Below are 14,920 nucleotides of genomic sequence, written 5' to 3'. Positions count from 1 at the left end.
TCAGCCCCCTTGTACAAGGTGTCGGACGACATACACCGTGGCAAAACCGGTTGCCATGAAGCACAGCGTTGCCACGGCCGAACGTGGTGACAGGCGAGAAAGGCCGCAAACGCCGTGGCCGCTGGTGCAACCGCTGCCGTAGCGCGTGCCGAGGCCTACCAACAGCCCTGCCATGATGAGGGTCCCAGATGCCGTGGTGAAGCGGGGGGACGGCAGCGTGGCAAATATCCCCCACAACAGCGGTGCTGCCAGCAATCCCAAGAGAAAGGCCAGCTTTTCTCTGCGCCCTTCCCCGCCTCGCTGCAACATCGAACCAAGCAATCCACTGATTCCCGCAATACGGCCGTTCATCACCGCGAACAAACCAGCCCCCAGCCCGATCAACGCACCACCGGCCAGAGCGGACCATGGCGTGAAGGCCAGCAAATCAATTGCCATCGTGTTTCTCCCTGCAACAGGAATAGAGAACGATGAAGTTTCAACACAAACAGAATAAATTCAAGATTATCCCGGGGGATGCCGTGGGCATCGGCCAGCTCATCGAACGGCAACTGCAGCGAATCGCGCACTTCGTCAGCCCAGGGCCCTACACGGCCAGAATATTGCAGGATAGCTGGTACAAAACGTGCTCGGTGGTGCTGCCAAACAGCCGGTCCAGCCCCTTTGCAAAAGGCCTGCCCATGACAATGACGTCCACAGGGTGAGTCTCCACGTACTCGCTGAGCACGGTGACCGGGCGGCCCAGGACGAAGTGGCGGCGTTCGGCCGGGGCACCATAACGGTCGGCCAGCGCCGTGAAGTCAGCCTCGAGGGTCTGCCGCAACTGTTCGCCAACATCGCCGACTGCCCACATGGAGTAGCCCATATCGCCCATGTAGGCCATCGTCAGGTCACAGGCATGCAGCAGATCCAGTTGCGCTCCAGTCTGCACGGCCAAGGCGTTGGCCTGCTGGACAATGCTGTCATTGCGCGCCTCGCCCTCAGGTGACGAATCCGCTACGTCCACTGCCGCCACTATCTGCCGTGGCATAGCGGGCCTGGCAGCCCCCAATAGATAGACCGGGATCGGGCAATGGCGCAGCAGCTTCCAGTCCAATGGGGTAAAGAAAGCTCGCTTGAGTACCGGCTCGTGATCGACCTGCTTGAGTAACAGATCCGGTTGCATTTCCAGCGCATGCTCCAGAATATCTGCCTGCAGATCGCTACTCCAGGCAACTTCGCTCGTTACTTGCATGCCCGAAGCGCGTAGCGCTTGCGCCTGGCTTTCAAGCTGTTGCTGCTGGGATTGCAGGTAGGCCTGCCGCTCCGCTAGACGATCACCTGTCTCCAGGAACCTGAGTTTATCCAGCGACTCCAGCAGGCCGACGATATGCAGGCTGGCCGAACTTGACCTGGCCAGGGCGGCAGCTTGCTCCAAAGCACTGGACTGACGCAATGCCGGATGCAGGATCAGCAGCAGGCGTTGATAGTGGCTCATGGTTGCCTCCAACGGTCGGTTCGCCTGATCACTCAGGCGAGGGGGGTTGCATCAAAGGCGGTGTCTTTTCGGGGATGTCGGTCATGGTTGCCTCGGTCAGCAGCAGGATACTGGCGACCGACACGGCGTTCTCGAGTGCGATGCGCACCACTTTGGTGGGGTCGATAATCCCGGCTTCATACAGGTCCACGTAGGCGTTGGCCGCGGCATCGAAACCGATACTGCCCGATTCGGCGAGCATGCGTGCCACCACCACGCCCGCGTCGACTGCGGAATTTTCGGCGATCATTCGCGCTGGAGCCTCCAGCGCCCGCCGCAGTATTTGCAGGCCAGTGCGCGTATCGCCTTCACTACCTGCCTCTTCGGCGAGCAGCGCAGGCACGGCCTTGAGCAAGGCCAGACCACCGCCTGGCACTATGCCTTCGGCAATAGCCGCACGGGTGGCGGCCAAGGCGTCATCCAACGCATCCTTGCGCGCCTTCATCTCCGTTTCGCTGGGTGCGCCCACACGTATCACTGCCACGCCGCCAGCAAGCCTTGCCAGGCGCTCATGAAGTTTTTCCCGGTCATAATCGCTGGTGCAGGCCTCGATCTGAACCCGGATTTGCGCGATCCGTGCCGCCACGGCTTGCTGGGTTCCCTTGCCCCCGATCAGCGCCGTGCTGTCTTTCAACACCACCGCACGGTGCACCTGGCCCAGCTGGGACAACTGCAGCGTATCGAGATTGACGCCAAGCTCCGCTGAAACCAGGGTCGCCCCCGTGAGCACGGCGATGTCCTGCAGCATTTCCTTGCGCCGATCGCCATAGCCGGGAGCCTTCACCGCCACTGCTCGCAGAACCCCGCGAATCTGGTTGACCACCAACGTGGTCAGCGCCTCGCCGTCAATGTCCTCGGCGATCACCACCAGCGGCTGGCCGCTTTTCGCCACTTGCTCCAGCAAGGGCAGCAAGTCATTGAGTGCGCCTATCTTGTGGTCGCAAAGCAAGACACAAGCATCGGTCAGTTCTACCTACATCTTTTCGGTATCAGTCACAAAGTAAGGAGACACATAACCTCGGTCAAAGCGCATGCCATCCATGATGTCGACCACGGTCTCGGTGGTTTTGGATTCCTCCACGCTGACCACGCCCTCGACCCCGACCTTCTCCAGGGCATCAGCGACCAACTGACCGATCAACGGGTCGTTATGCGCCGACAAGGTCGCCACCTGGGCCTTTTCCTTGAGCGTGCTGACCTGGCGTGATTGCGCCAGCAGCGATTTCATGACCAATGCCAGCCCCTTGTCCAGGCCACGTTTCAGGTCAATGGCACTGGCCCCTGCCACCACATTACGTACACCATCGGCCAGGATCGCGTGGGCCAGGATAGTCGCGGTGCTGGTGCCATCGCCCACCGCCTCCCCGGTACGCTCGGCCGCCTGGCGCAACATCTGGGCGCCGAGGTTTTCCTCCGGGTCCTGCAGATCGACCCGCTTGGCGATGGTCACCCCATCGTTGCAGACGGTCGGCCTCCCCCAACTACTCTGCATCAGCACCGATTTGGATTTTGGCCCCAAGGTGACGCGTACGGCATCGGCAAGCTGAGTGGCACCACTTAGAATTTTTTCCCGCGCGGCGGAACGGAACAGGATTTTGCTGTGGGGCATGACGTCGCCTCCCATGCAGGTCAGGACTGATCGCGGATGCTGCCAGCATCTCGCTTCCACCCCCCTGATGCTTGATTTTTGTCAACCCATCAGGGCAGCTGAAGCGCTGCTCAGCGGCGATCCAGATATCGATACAAGGCTTCTTCCTGGTCAAAGTGCAGCTTGGCCAGAGTATCCAGACGGATGAGTTGGTGCTGGATATCGTCGGCGCTCGGGCTGTCGGCCGCCCGGCTGAAATCCCGGCTCATGCACGACAGCAGATGGATGAGCCGAAAGATTTCCCGATGGGTATGGCTCATTGCAGACAGTGGATCTTCGCCGGGAATGAAACGGCTCAACGCCGGATACAAGCGGCGTTCGTCGTCGCGCTCGTGCCGCTCCAGTAGGTCGTGCAGCGCACCGACCAGCTCGCGCAGGTCGGCCCGAGCCTGCACGACAGGGCGCCTGGCGAAGTCGCAAGCCATCTGGCTAAGCTGCGTCAGCAGCCCGTCGAGTTCCCGATGCTCATCCTGCATCCGGTTCAGGTCTTCCACGGAGAGCACGTTGTGCCGTCGGTTCGCCAAGGGACCAAGCGCGCGCAAGGCGTTGATGATGATCAACAGGTCGATACCTTCCTGCAGCACCGCCCCCATCAATGCTGGCAGGTAACCGGCTGCGGCGACCAGCATAGCCAGCAATGACAGGCTCATGCCCACCCATACCCCCTGCCGGGCGATATGCACGGCATGCCGGGCGATATCCAGTACCTCGACCAACCGATCGAGCCTGTCGACCAGCAAGACCACACCGGCGGCCTGCGCCGAGGCAGTCACACCAGTGGCACCCATGGCAACGCCAACATCGGCTGCAGCCAACGCCGGCGCATCGTTGATGCCATCACCGACCATCAGCGTCGGTGCACTGCGGCAGCCTTGCTGGACCAGGCGAACTTTGTCCTGCGCAGAAAGCCCTGAACGAAGTTCGTCGATGCCCGCTGTCAGAGCAATCATCTCGGCCGTTTCCGGGCGATCTCCGGTCAGCATGACAATCTTGTCGATGCCGCGGGCACGTAGCAGACGCAAGGTCTGGGGTGTTTCCCGACGCAGGTCGTCGGCAAGCCGCAGCACAGCTTTCAACGCACCGTCGACCGCCACGAAACTGCCACTGTTGGCCAGGTAGTCCAGTTGTTGTAAACGCGCCTGAGCCCAGCTGCCATCGTCTGTGCCATTGCGCACGTAAGCCAGGGCCCCCAAGCGGACGGCCTTGCCCTGCACATTGCCGGCAAGCCCCAGGCCAGGGCTTTCCTGTACCTGTTGTGCAGGTGTCAGCGCCAGATTGCGCAGGCGTGCAGCGTGAACAATCGCCTGGGCAATCGGATGGGTGGATGCCTGGGCCAACGACGCGGCCAGTTGCAAGATCTGCAAAGGCGTCCCCTCTCCTTTGACCTCGATCGATTGCAACTGGGCATGGCCGCTGGTCAGGGTGCCGGTCTTGTCGAGGAACACATGACGGATCCCGGCCAGCGCTTCCAGCACCTCGCCATCGCGCACCAGGATGTTGCGCCGCGCGGCTCTGGAAATACCTGACAGAATGGCTATCGGTACTGCCAGTATCAGTGGGCAAGGCGTGGCAACCACCAGCACAGCCAGCACCCGTTGCACATCGCCACTGGCCCACCAAGCCAGCGCGGCGATGAACAGCGTCAGCGGAATGAGCGCCAGCGCGTAACGGTCGGCCAAGCGCACGAAGGGTGCTCGTGACTGGCGTGCTGTTTCGGCCAGACGCACGATGCCGGCGTAGGTGCTCTGCGCGGCGGTGTGCGTGGCCAGCAACAGCAACGGCGCGCCCGCGTTGATCACACCGCTGGGCACGGACTCGCCAGCATGGCGGGTGACGGGTAACGATTCGCCAGTCAACGCGGCCTCGTCGAGGGTCGCCTGTTCCGTCTGCAGGCGTCCGTCCACCGGTACCACTTCACCAAGTCGTACCAGCACGACCTGGCCAGGCCGGACTTCGCTCACGGGCACCTCTCGCAGCCTGTCGTGCTCCTGAACCCAGGCCCATTGGGGAGCCCTGTCGATCAGTGCGCGCAACTCGCGCTCGGCATGACGCAAACTGAGCACCTCCAACGCACGGCCGGTGGCAAGCATGAGTGCGACCACCGCCCCCACCAGCATCTGCTCCAGAGCCAAGGCTGCGCCGATAGACATCAGCGCGATCAGATCGATGCCCGCCTCGCGTCTGGCCAGGCGCTGAGTCATCTCCACCGCCAGCACCACTGCCATGATCGCGCTGCCACCGGCCCAGATCACAGAGGCCCAGGCGGGCTGTTGCGCCGCATAGGCCAGCCCACCGGCCAGCAAGGCCAGAACGCACACCAGCAACAGGACCGGGTCTAGCCATCGACGTGACATGGCGGCTACTTGTGCTTGGCCTGGCGGAGCAACTGCTGGATCTGGTCCTCGGCCTGGGTAGCCCTGCGCAGCGCCTCGTTGGCGGTCTGCTCGACCAGATCGATCCGGTAGCAGACCTGGTCGGCTCGCAGCCTGGCGGTCGCCGCGTTGTTTTCAGCCGACTCCAGACGTGCATCGTATTCCTCGGCAGGCCAACGCGTACATCCCTGGGAGGATGCCAGCAGCAGGCTCGTCAATCCGACAAGCAGATAGCGTTGCATGTAGATGCCCTTTCGCGTGCCCAAGACATCCTGAGTATCGACAGCACCGCCCGCGGCAGCCTGACATTTATCAATCTCATGAGGTATCTGTCAGCGCGTCACCTTGACCTTTGTCAATCGCCCAACAACGCTGGAGCGTAGAAAAAAGGGCTCAAGGCATTCCAACCCACTTCTGGATCTGACACTGGAGCTCATCATGAACGATCTCGAACTGCGCGACCTGGTACTCGAAGAACTGGAGTTTCAGCCGGACATCAATGCTGCGAGCATCGGTGTGACGGTGGAGGACGGCGTGGTCACGCTTTCCGGCCATGTCAACAGTTATGCTCAGAAGGTCAGCGCCGAGCGCACTGTCAAAGCCATGAAAGGCGTGCGTGGGCTGGCCGAAGAAATTGAAGTCCGACTGAACAAGCTGGAGGGTACGGCCGACGACACGATTGCCAACCGCGCCCTGAAAATCATTGCCTGGAGCTCGGATGCCAATGTAGAGGGCATCAAGGTTACCGTGCACAAAGGCACTGTGACCCTGGAAGGCGAGCTGGACTGGCAATACCAGAAGGAGGTAATAGAACAGGCCGTGTGGCGCCTGTCGGGCGTGGCTAGCGTACACAACCGCATCACCTTGAAGGCACGGGCCAATGCCGGCGATATCAAGCACCACATCGAGGAAGCCCTCAAGCGCAGCGCAGAGATTCAGGCCGAAGGCATCCGCGTCACCGTCAACGGGGGTGTGGTCAGGCTAGAAGGCAAGGTGCATTTGCTTCGTGAACGGGAAGTGGTCGAGCGCGCAGCCTGGTCAGTACCGGGTGTAAGCAAAGTCGAAGACTTCCTGTTGATTGCATAGCACTCAGCCCGGAGGGGGGGACGACCATGAACAAGGGTCAGCCATGGAAATTCTATTTCCTGGCCATCGGGCTGTCGGTGCTGGCCGCAGTTCAACTCGGCCTGTTCAACCGGCCGGCGGTGCAGGCCATTCCTTACAGTCAGTTTTTACAGCTGCTGGAACAGCAGAAAGTCAACGACCTGCGCATCGAGCACGACCGCATCCTGGGCAGGCTGCAGGAACCCATCGATGGACATTCGCTGTTTTCCACGGTGCGTATCGACCCGGTGCTCAGCGAGCAGCTGGGGCGATCGGGGGCGGTGTTTACCGGCGTCGCCGAGGACAGCGCGCTGGCCACCACGGTGGGCTGGTTCATGCCACTGCTGATGATGCTGGTTTTGTGGTACTTCCTGTTCCATGGGCTTGGTGAAAAACAGGGCCTGGGCGGGCTGATGGGTGTAGGCAAGTCACGCGCCCGCGTCTATGTCGAGCGCGATATCAAGGTGACCTTTGCCGATGTTGCCGGTATAGACGACGTCAAGGATGAGCTGACCGAGATCGTCGCCTTCCTGAAGAACAAGGCGTGGTATGCCCGCCTTGGCGCTCACGTGCCCAAGGGTACGTTGCTGGTCGGTCCTCCCGGTACCGGCAAGACCTTGGTCGCCAAGGCCATTGCTGGCGAAGCGGCGGTCCCGTTCTTTTCCATTTCCGGGTCGGAGTTCGTCGAGATGTTCGTGGGCGTGGGCGCTGCGCGGGTTCGCGATCTTTTCGACCAGGCACGCCAGGCGGCGCCTTGCATCATCTTCATCGATGAGCTGGACGCCTTGGGCAAGATGCGTGGGCTTGGCAGCCTTGGCGGCAATGATGAGAAGGAGCAAACGCTCAATCAACTGCTGGCCGAACTGGATGGCTTTGACGCGCGCGAAGGCGTCGTGCTGCTGGCGGCAACCAACCGCCCCGAAGTGTTGGACCCGGCGCTGCTGCGCGCAGGACGGTTCGATCGGCAGATTCTCATCGACAGGCCCGACCGCAAAGGTCGCCTGGCGATTCTCAAGGTGCACTTGCACAAGATCGTCTACAAGAACGACCTGGACTGCGAGCGCATTGCCGAAATCACGCCAGGCCTGACCGGTGCAGACCTGGCTAACCTGGTGAACGAAGCGGCCATCATCGCCACGCGGCGTGCCAGCCAGTGGGTCGAACTGCAGGACTTCACTGCTGCCGTCGAGCGCCTGGTCGCGGGTGTGGAACGCAAGGGCAACGTGCTGCGCGACGATGAACGTCAAGTGGTCGCGTACCATGAAATGGGGCACGCCTTGGCGGCGAGCAGCCTGCCAGCGATGGACCCGGTGCACAAAGTCTCGATCATCCCCCGCGCCGCTGGCTCGCTGGGTTATACCCTGCAACGGCCCACCGATGACCGTTTCCTGATCAGCGCACAGATGCTCCGTGACCGTATCGTCGTGATGATGGCCGGGCGCGCTGCCGAAAACCTGGCATTCGGCCAGGTCTCGACCGGTGCCGCCGACGACCTGGGGCGCGCCACTGACATAGCCCGGCAGCTGATCACGCGCTTCGGCATGAGCGCGGAGCTGGGCCAGGCGGTGCTGGAGCGGCAGCAGGCCGGTTATCTGGGCGAGTCAGTGTTGCGCCAGGAGCGCAAGGACTATTCTGAACAGACCGCACGGGAGATCGACCTGGGCATTCGTGGCTTGCTGGAAGAGGCCTACAGCCGTGCCCGGGTGTTGCTCGAACAGCGCCGGGCAGATCTCGACGCCGGAGCACGCCTGTTACTGGCCAAGGAGACCATCACCCCCGAAGAATTCCCGGCGCTGCTGCCGCTGGTCAAGGAACCTGTCACCTACCCGCTACTCGACACAGCCAAATGACGCTCCGCTCCTGATCAGGATAGCGACCATGCTCATCGTCACATTGATCAACATGCTGGTGGTCATACTGGTAGTAATCATTCACTACGAATGCTTGCTGCGTCTGAATGACTGGCTACCGCAGCTGAAATTGTGGAGCCGATTCCGAATAGTCGCGGGTGTGTTCGGCGCGCTGCTGGCCCATGCCCTGGAGGTCTGGTGTTTTGCCTTGGCCTATTACCTGATGGCTCACGCTGATGGCTGGGGCACGCTCAGTGGCAATTTCGATGGCAGCTTCCTGGATTGCGTGTACTTTTCCTTCACCACCTACACCACCATCGGCTTCGGCGACATCGCCCCTACCGGGCACCTCAAATACCTCACTGGCCTGCAGGCATTGACCGGCCTGGTGCTGATCACCTGGACAGCTTCGTTCCTGTTCCTGGAAATGCAGAAGTACTGGAAAGCCAAATAGCGGTGGTTCAATCGTTTGGCGGACACGTGAAGTTCCATCGCAGCCACAGCGCATCCGGCTGCGAACAGACCATGAGCCCTACCCTGCCTGGAGTACCCAGTCGCCATTGGGTGGGCTTGTGCAACGCGCTATGACAGGGTGCTCGTGGCGCTTAAATGGGTTCCTCCAGCCGGCTGAGGTTGAGCAGCCCTTGTTGGTCGACAATTCGTACCTCGCGCCCTGCGCATTGCATGAACCCTGCCTCGATGAACCGGGTGAACAACCGGCTGACGGTTTCCTGAGTGAGGTCCAGGTAGTTTGCGATATCGCTACGGGACATGGGCAGATTGAAAACATCAGCCCTCAATCCGCGGTCATGGTAGCGCGCCGACATACCCAACAGGAATATCGACAACCGTTGATCGGCCCGCCCATGGCAGCACCGCAGGTGTTCATCCTTGCCCTGGATGCCCAGGCTCAGCATATGCAGTAGCTGGTAGCGTAAGCCAGGGATCTGCCCTGACAGATCAACCAGCTGATCCAGCCGAATGGAGCAGACCAGAGAAACTTCAAGCGCCAGCGCGTAGCTTCGATAATGACTCGCACCGATAGCGTCCAGCCCCAGCATCTCACCCGGCAGGACGAAGCCAGTGACCCGCTCGTTGCCCTCGGCATCAAGCAGGAAGTTCTTGATGGCCCCCGAGCGCAGGGCAAATACATGCTCCATGGGCTCATCGGCCTTGAACAGATAGGCGCCCTTCTTCAACGGACGGTTACGGCGCACGATACGTTCCAGCTGGTCCACTTCGTCAGCACTGAGGCTAGCGGGCAAGCAAAGGCGGCTCAACGAACACGCAAGGCACTTCACATGGGGCCTTGCCCCCATATCTACAGGGCCTGACATGGTGACGCCTCAGGTTTTTTTCATGCGACCATTAATTCAAAATTAGCCGCTACGCTCAGTGTTTTCCGGGCTACCGACGAAGGGTAATGTCACCTGCTCAGCGCTTATGCCAATCGCTGTGAATACGACCTGATGGTCAATGGCTGCCCGCATAATCCGTGGCAGCGCGAGACCCTGCAGTACCTTCTGAGCCATCTCAAATGCTGACTGATTGTGGTCAATACCGCAGGCACGCAAATACAACAAGCGGCCAGGGCCTGTACGGACCGTTCTTTTCCTCAGTTTGACAGCGAAAAGCAGCTGCCAGCCGAGCAATTGACAACTGTCAAGTCAGTGCAAGGTCATGGAACGAAACTGTATTTCCGCTCCGGTACCAGCGGGCACACCAGTTCATCCACTTCGCGGTGCATCACGTCCAGGGTTTCCGGTGGCGCAACCGGGATCACGACCACGATCCATGCAGGTGACCGAGCAGGTACAGCCAGATCAGCCTTGGGAATGCTCCGGTGAAATAACCAGTACGCTGCTGGACAGACGATGCATCACCCGTTCCGCCGTGCTGCCGATAAACCAGCCGATGCCATGGTGGTGATAACTGCCCATGACCAGCACATCGATATCATTGTTATCCATGAACACCGCCAGGGTCTTGGCTGGATCGCCTATTCGCATGTGGCGGTGTTCGGCGGCGATGCCATTGCGCTCGGCAAGCGACTGGAAAGCTTCGCTCTGGGCCTCATGAAGGGTTCGGGCGGAATTCGAGTCGAACAGGAACGAGTGTTCCCGGCTGCCGCCAGCGTCCAGATACATCGACCCCAGGTCATAGGCATATAGCAATTCGATCTGGGCATTGCATTGCAATGCCAACTTCAGCGCTTCACTGATGATCTGGTCGTTGAAGCCCTCATACTGATCTTCAGGCCTGGACAGGTCCACGGCTGCAAGGATCTTTCGCGGCAGCGCATGGCTGGCGTTGTGTACCAGGTGCAACGGGATGCGTGTATCACGCAGTAGCTGAACATCCAGTGACGTGAACATGGCGCGCATCCACCAGGGCTCATGCTCGAGCTCCTTGATCAGCATTGCGAAAGGCTGCTCGCGCAAGTGCGCGAGGATCTCGTCCAGTGGATGCTGCACCCACACCACTTCCGTGGTGACCGTGACACCATTGCGCCGCATCGACAGCGCCTGGGACTCCAGCCAGTCACGGTGCTGCTGTACATAGCCTTCGCGCATGACAGCCAGTGCCTGGTCATTGACCAGACCCGCCGTGGCAAGCCCTTCCAGATAATCGAACGCCACAATGTGCAGCGCCATGCCCTTGGCCTTGGCCAGCGCTGCTGCGCGATCATAGACCGGAGTCCGGCGCATCAGGGCTGACGCTAACAGCAGCAGTCTTTGTGGATTTTCCATGGCACACCTCTGCGGTTGCGGTACGTACCTGGAGCATCTGCCACTCACCTTTTGCAAATTTGATGTTTGTCAACTGCCCGCTTCCGCGCAGATAAACGGCATTCTGGATGGCGCGGGAATTTGATGCGGATCAAGGCTTCTAGCCGCTAACGGAGCACGCTACTGGCATATCGACAATGATTTCTTGCTTCGCAGGCGCGCCATGGCGACAAAGAGCGCATGCGCCGGCTATCTGCGCGATGGTGTCATGAAGATTCGCTGTTTGCGCTTTGCCAATCTCCGATGCCCGGAGGAGGCCTGAAAATGCCCGATCAACTGAAAGTCGCGCTTCTTGGTCAGTCTGTTTCATCGTGCGTGGCAAATCCGATTTACCTGAAACCGCTGGTGACCTTGTGCAGGGAATGCCGGGGCAGCGGCCTGAAGGCACCATGCTCGACACCCTGAATGTCGGACACGGCGCCGTGGCGCTGGGCATCGGCATGCTGGTAGGGCTTGAGCGCGAACGCAAGAAAGGCCGCAACGAAGACCATGCCGCAGCCGGACTCAGGACCTTCGCCATCACCGCCCTGCTGGGTTACGTCAGCATGTTGCTGGCAGGGCCGATGCTGGTCGGGGTCGCCAGTCTGGGCCTGGTACTGATGCTCTGCATGCACTACCGCAAGCATGCCGACAAAGATCCTGAGGTCACCAGCGAAATCGCTCTGCTGCTGGTGCTGACTCTGGGCGCGCTGAGCCTGAACGAGCCCGAGCTTGCTACAGCGGTAGGCGTGGTACTGACGGTGCTGTTGGCCATGCAGCGTGAGCTTCATCACTTCGTACTGCAGCAGCTTAGTGAAGAAGAACTGCGCGATGGCTTGATGTTGCTGACGGTTGCACTCGTGGTACTGCCGTTGACGCCGGACCGGTTCCTGGGCCCCTACAGCGTGCTCAACCCGCGCACGATCTGCACGTTGGTCGTCCTGCTGATGGCTGTCGGTGCAGTGGGCCATATCGCCATGCGCCTGATGGGCCCTCGATATGGCTTGCCTTTGAGCGCAATAGCGTCAGGCTTTGCCTCAGGCACGGCCACCATTGCACTGCTGGCCCGTGAAGCGCGGCAACAAAAACTTGCAGTCAGATCCTTCGCAGCAGCGGCGGTGCTGTCCAACCTTGCCAGCATTACGCAATTCGCTTTGGTGCTGACTATCATCGACCGGCACCTGCTGAGCCCTTTCGTGATATCGATCGGGCTTGGCGCATTGGTCACGGTGGTTTACGGAATATTACTGCTGGCACCTTGGCGTGCCGCTTCTGGCGGTTCCGCGGCACATCAGGGTAACGGTGCCTTCAGTCTCTGGACCGCACTGATCATCACGCTTGCCCTGACCGGCGTCGCCCTGTTCTCAGCGTTTCTTCTTCAGCACCTGGGCCACAACGGCGTCAGCATTGCGGCATTCGTCAGCGGGCTGGGTGATGCCCACGCAGCAACTGCGTCGGTGGCCTCGCTAGTGAAGGCCGGACGGCTGGAGGTAGCCGATGTTGTGGTTCCAGGCATGATGGCCGTGACCGGGAACACGCTGACCAAATGTGTGCTGGCGCTCAGCAATGGCGGTTTCCGGTTTGCGCGTTATCTCGTTCCAGCACAGATCATCATCCTCGGGACAATGTGGCTTGGGCTGACTATGTACTGACGAGGCACAGAATATGTGAGAACCGGATGGACCACTTGCCTGATTCAAGTCAAACCAGCGACCAACTGGCTGCCTACACTTAAAACGTCCAGGCATACCAAGGCCTTTGCGGCACGCCATCTATATCCGGATACGTGGAGTTCACCATGCAATCGCAATTGAAATTGATGCTTGCTGTTGTTCTGGCCGGTAGTCCACTCATGGCGCATGCCGATGAAAAGCAAAACGCTGGCGATGCCACTACCAGCGCGCCAGCCGCCAGTACACCCTCCGAGTCGGCCATGAACAAGGCGATGAGCGAACAAATGCACAAGATGCAGGTTGCTCATGACAAAGCCGCCGCAGCGAAGACCCCCGCCGAGCGGCAAGCCGCCATGCACGAGGGTATGCAGACAATGAAGGAAAGCATGGCCATGATGAGCAAGCACCATGCCGCTGGCTGCATGGGCTCGGGCATGGGAATGTCAGGAGCCAAGGGTGGCATGGGTATGGATCACGGAATGATGGACATGATGATGAAGATGATGGATCAGCAGTCGTCAATGATGGATATGCCCATGACGCAGTAACCGGCACTGCTCCACTGTGCCATCGGAGATAGCATCACGGTCGATGACGTGGTCGAAGCACGCTATCGATTTCGTCCACGACCTGCCTTGTTGCATCCTCGATGGCCCCTTCATTACGGCATAGAACCCAGCCGTAATCCGCAATCGCACGCTCGAACGCCTCGGTACAGGCAACCTGCTCGTCCAGGCTATGGATTACCGTACTGCCCAACCCACGCGTTCGTGCCGCGGCCCTTGCCCACGAGGTGTCGGGGGCCGTGACAACGCCTACGTGCAAATCGGGCACTTGCACATATCGCTCGATGTTCAGGCGCAGGATCTCGTCGAACGGCACGGTACGGCGAAATGCGGCATCAGACGGGTACCAGCGATCGATCAGGATGATACTGCCCGCTGGCTGCCTGGGGAGCACGTGCCGGGAAATCCAGGCACGGCTTTCGGCAAAGCGCTCGCATACCCTCAGCTCCAGGTCCCGGGAGGGGTTTCTGGCCAGTTGGTTGACGAGGGCCATGGTTTCCCCCCGGTAGGGGTCGCTTTTTTTCTCGCAAAGCCGGATCACTTTCTTGTGGTCAGCCCTAAGCGCCTTGGTAACGGCTTCCAGAAGTGTGGTTTTGCCGGTGCCCTTGGGCCCATCGATGGAAACAAACAGCGGGCGGGTCATTCTTGATTACCGGTGGGGCCAGGTGCGGGATAAGACCTTAGCGTCATTGGGGCCGCTTTGCGGCCCATCGCGACACAAGGCCGCACTTGAAAGGGATCGGCGCCAGCCTTGAGCTGGCGCCGTACCTGTCAGGCCTTACACCGCCAGCGCGCGCTCACGCAGCTCGCTGTTGAGGATGCGGTCGTTCTCGCTGTAATCGACCGGGCAGTCGATCACGTGCACGCCCGGGGTCTTGATGCAGTGCTCGAGCAGCGGCAGCAGGCCTTCGGCGCTTTCCACGCGGTGGCCGTTGGCACCGTAGGCTTCGGCGTACTTGACGAAGTCCGGGTTGCCGTAGTCCAGGCCGAAATCGGTGAAGCCCATGTTCGCCTGCTTCCAGCGGATCATGCCGTAGCCGTCGTCACGCAGGATCACCACGGTGATGTGCATCCCCAAGCGTACCGCAGTCTCCAGCTCCTGGCTGTTCATCATGAAGCCGCCGTCACCGCAAACCGAGATCACCGGGCGGTCCGGGTGCACCAGGTGCGCAGCCATGGCCGATGGCAGGCCGGCGCCCATGGTCGCCAGGGCGTTGTCCAGCAGTACGGTGTTCGGCTTGTGCGCCTTGTAGTTACGGGCGAACCAGATCTTGTAGATGCCGTTGTCCAGGGCAACGATGCCTTCGGACGGCAGCACGCGACGGATGTCGGCGACCATGCGCTGCGGGTAGACCGGGAAGCGGTTGTCGTCGGCACCTTCGGCGATCTGTGCTTCGTTGGCTTCACGGATGGCCATCAGGCG

13 protein-coding genes and 2 pseudogenes are annotated in these 14,920 nt (G+C 60.5%); 5 read left to right on the top strand and 10 right to left on the bottom strand.

Annotated features, from left to right (window positions below; translation table 11 throughout):
- From M2S36_RS17945 to M2S36_RS17925, 5 genes and pseudogenes are all read right to left on the bottom strand, one after another.
- Window positions 1-438 (bottom strand): YeeE/YedE family protein, encoded by a 438-nt coding sequence (locus M2S36_RS17945; protein ID WP_207832096.1) that lies wholly within the window; start codon window positions 436-438, stop codon window positions 1-3.
- Between the two features lie 148 nt (window positions 439-586).
- Entirely contained in the window at window positions 587-1,477 is an 891-nt protein-coding gene (locus M2S36_RS17940; RefSeq protein ID WP_207832098.1) for a universal stress protein, read from the bottom strand.
- Window positions 1,478-1,505: 28 nt separating this feature from the next.
- Window positions 1,506-3,125: pseudogene (groL, locus tag M2S36_RS17935) on the bottom strand (chaperonin GroEL).
- A 110-nt stretch (window positions 3,126-3,235) separates the two neighbouring features.
- Window positions 3,236-5,518 carry a heavy metal translocating P-type ATPase gene (locus tag M2S36_RS17930; protein ID WP_207832100.1) on the bottom strand — a complete coding sequence of 761 codons (2,283 nt, stop codon included), beginning with the start codon at window positions 5,516-5,518 and terminating at the stop codon, window positions 3,236-3,238.
- 5 nt (window positions 5,519-5,523) lie between these two features.
- The gene (locus M2S36_RS17925) at window positions 5,524-5,778 is read right to left on the bottom strand and encodes a hypothetical protein (protein WP_207832102.1); all 255 of its coding nucleotides are present in this window, start codon (window positions 5,776-5,778) and stop codon (window positions 5,524-5,526) included.
- A 196-nt stretch (window positions 5,779-5,974) separates the two neighbouring features.
- Here M2S36_RS17925 and M2S36_RS17920 point away from each other — a divergent pair, with 196 nt between their 5' ends.
- The 3 genes from M2S36_RS17920 to M2S36_RS17910 are packed head-to-tail and all read left to right on the top strand — an operon-like array spanning window position 5,975 to window position 8,944.
- Window positions 5,975-6,622: a BON domain-containing protein gene (locus M2S36_RS17920; RefSeq protein WP_207832104.1), complete on the top strand. Its 648-nt coding sequence runs from the start codon at window positions 5,975-5,977 to the stop codon at window positions 6,620-6,622.
- Window positions 6,623-6,648: 26 nt separating this feature from the next.
- Window positions 6,649-8,490, top strand: a complete 1,842-nt coding sequence (ftsH, locus tag M2S36_RS17915) for an ATP-dependent zinc metalloprotease FtsH (protein WP_207832105.1) — start codon at window positions 6,649-6,651, stop codon at window positions 8,488-8,490.
- 28 nt (window positions 8,491-8,518) lie between these two features.
- A complete protein-coding gene (locus M2S36_RS17910) occupies window positions 8,519-8,944 on the top strand; it encodes a potassium channel family protein (protein WP_207832107.1) in 426 nt (141 codons plus the stop codon).
- A 151-nt stretch (window positions 8,945-9,095) separates the two neighbouring features.
- On the opposite strand, the gene M2S36_RS17905 is transcribed toward M2S36_RS17910, so the two are convergent.
- The 3 genes and pseudogenes from M2S36_RS17905 to M2S36_RS17895 all read right to left on the bottom strand — a co-directional run bounded on the left by M2S36_RS17905 (window position 9,096) and on the right by M2S36_RS17895 (window position 11,240).
- Window positions 9,096-9,827: a helix-turn-helix domain-containing protein gene (locus M2S36_RS17905; RefSeq protein ID WP_207832109.1), complete on the bottom strand. Its 732-nt coding sequence runs from the start codon at window positions 9,825-9,827 to the stop codon at window positions 9,096-9,098.
- A gap of 353 nt (window positions 9,828-10,180) precedes the next feature.
- Window positions 10,181-10,309 (bottom strand): annotated as a pseudogene (locus M2S36_RS17900) (phosphoribosyltransferase); the annotation flags it as partial.
- A 4-nt stretch (window positions 10,310-10,313) separates the two neighbouring features.
- Window positions 10,314-11,240: a universal stress protein gene (locus M2S36_RS17895; protein WP_207832111.1), complete on the bottom strand. Its 927-nt coding sequence runs from the start codon at window positions 11,238-11,240 to the stop codon at window positions 10,314-10,316.
- A gap of 428 nt (window positions 11,241-11,668) precedes the next feature.
- Here M2S36_RS17895 and M2S36_RS17890 point away from each other — a divergent pair, with 428 nt between their 5' ends.
- Together M2S36_RS17890 and M2S36_RS17885 are read left to right on the top strand one after the other, a co-directional pair.
- The gene (locus tag M2S36_RS17890; RefSeq protein ID WP_207832113.1) at window positions 11,669-12,910 is read left to right on the top strand and encodes an MgtC/SapB family protein; all 1,242 of its coding nucleotides are present in this window, start codon (window positions 11,669-11,671) and stop codon (window positions 12,908-12,910) included.
- A gap of 146 nt (window positions 12,911-13,056) precedes the next feature.
- Complete coding sequence (locus tag M2S36_RS17885; protein WP_333957534.1) at window positions 13,057-13,479, top strand: hypothetical protein; 423 nt, start codon at window positions 13,057-13,059, stop codon at window positions 13,477-13,479.
- Between the two features lie 34 nt (window positions 13,480-13,513).
- On the opposite strand, the gene M2S36_RS17880 is transcribed toward M2S36_RS17885, so the two are convergent.
- Both M2S36_RS17880 and M2S36_RS17875 read right to left on the bottom strand, forming a co-directional pair.
- Window positions 13,514-14,140: a dTMP kinase gene (locus M2S36_RS17880; RefSeq protein ID WP_233687852.1), complete on the bottom strand. Its 627-nt coding sequence runs from the start codon at window positions 14,138-14,140 to the stop codon at window positions 13,514-13,516.
- 135 nt (window positions 14,141-14,275) lie between these two features.
- The coding region (locus M2S36_RS17875) for a thiamine pyrophosphate-dependent enzyme (RefSeq protein WP_243434358.1) at window positions 14,276-14,920 on the bottom strand (645 nt) is incomplete at its 5' end.

The organism is Pseudomonas sp. SF2 (assembly GCF_036858055.1).
GTDB lineage: Bacteria > Pseudomonadota > Gammaproteobacteria > Pseudomonadales > Pseudomonadaceae > Aquipseudomonas.
This window is presented reverse-complemented; position numbering and strand designations above follow the sequence as displayed.

Bases quoted from the DNA above. Each gene is read 5' to 3' on its own strand.
- M2S36_RS17940 (WP_207832098.1), bottom strand. From the start codon at position 1,477: ATGAGCCACTATCAACGCCTGCTGCTGATCCTGCATCCGGCATTGCGT.
- M2S36_RS17895 (WP_207832111.1), bottom strand. From the start codon at position 11,240: ATGGAAAATCCACAAAGACTGCTGCTGTTAGCGTCAGCCCTGATGCGC.
- M2S36_RS17930 (WP_207832100.1), bottom strand. From the start codon at position 5,518: ATGTCACGTCGATGGCTAGACCCGGTCCTGTTGCTGGTGTGCGTTCTG.
- M2S36_RS17920 (WP_207832104.1), top strand. From the start codon at position 5,975: ATGAACGATCTCGAACTGCGCGACCTGGTACTCGAAGAACTGGAGTTT.
- M2S36_RS17945 (WP_207832096.1), bottom strand. From the start codon at position 438: ATGGCAATTGATTTGCTGGCCTTCACGCCATGGTCCGCTCTGGCCGGT.
- M2S36_RS17925 (WP_207832102.1), bottom strand. From the start codon at position 5,778: ATGCAACGCTATCTGCTTGTCGGATTGACGAGCCTGCTGCTGGCATCC.
- M2S36_RS17910 (WP_207832107.1), top strand. From the start codon at position 8,519: ATGCTCATCGTCACATTGATCAACATGCTGGTGGTCATACTGGTAGTA.
- M2S36_RS17905 (WP_207832109.1), bottom strand. From the start codon at position 9,827: ATGTCAGGCCCTGTAGATATGGGGGCAAGGCCCCATGTGAAGTGCCTT.
- M2S36_RS17890 (WP_207832113.1), top strand. From the start codon at position 11,669: ATGCTCGACACCCTGAATGTCGGACACGGCGCCGTGGCGCTGGGCATC.
- M2S36_RS17885 (WP_333957534.1), top strand. From the start codon at position 13,057: ATGCAATCGCAATTGAAATTGATGCTTGCTGTTGTTCTGGCCGGTAGT.
- ftsH (WP_207832105.1), top strand. From the start codon at position 6,649: ATGAACAAGGGTCAGCCATGGAAATTCTATTTCCTGGCCATCGGGCTG.
- M2S36_RS17880 (WP_233687852.1), bottom strand. From the start codon at position 14,140: ATGACCCGCCCGCTGTTTGTTTCCATCGATGGGCCCAAGGGCACCGGC.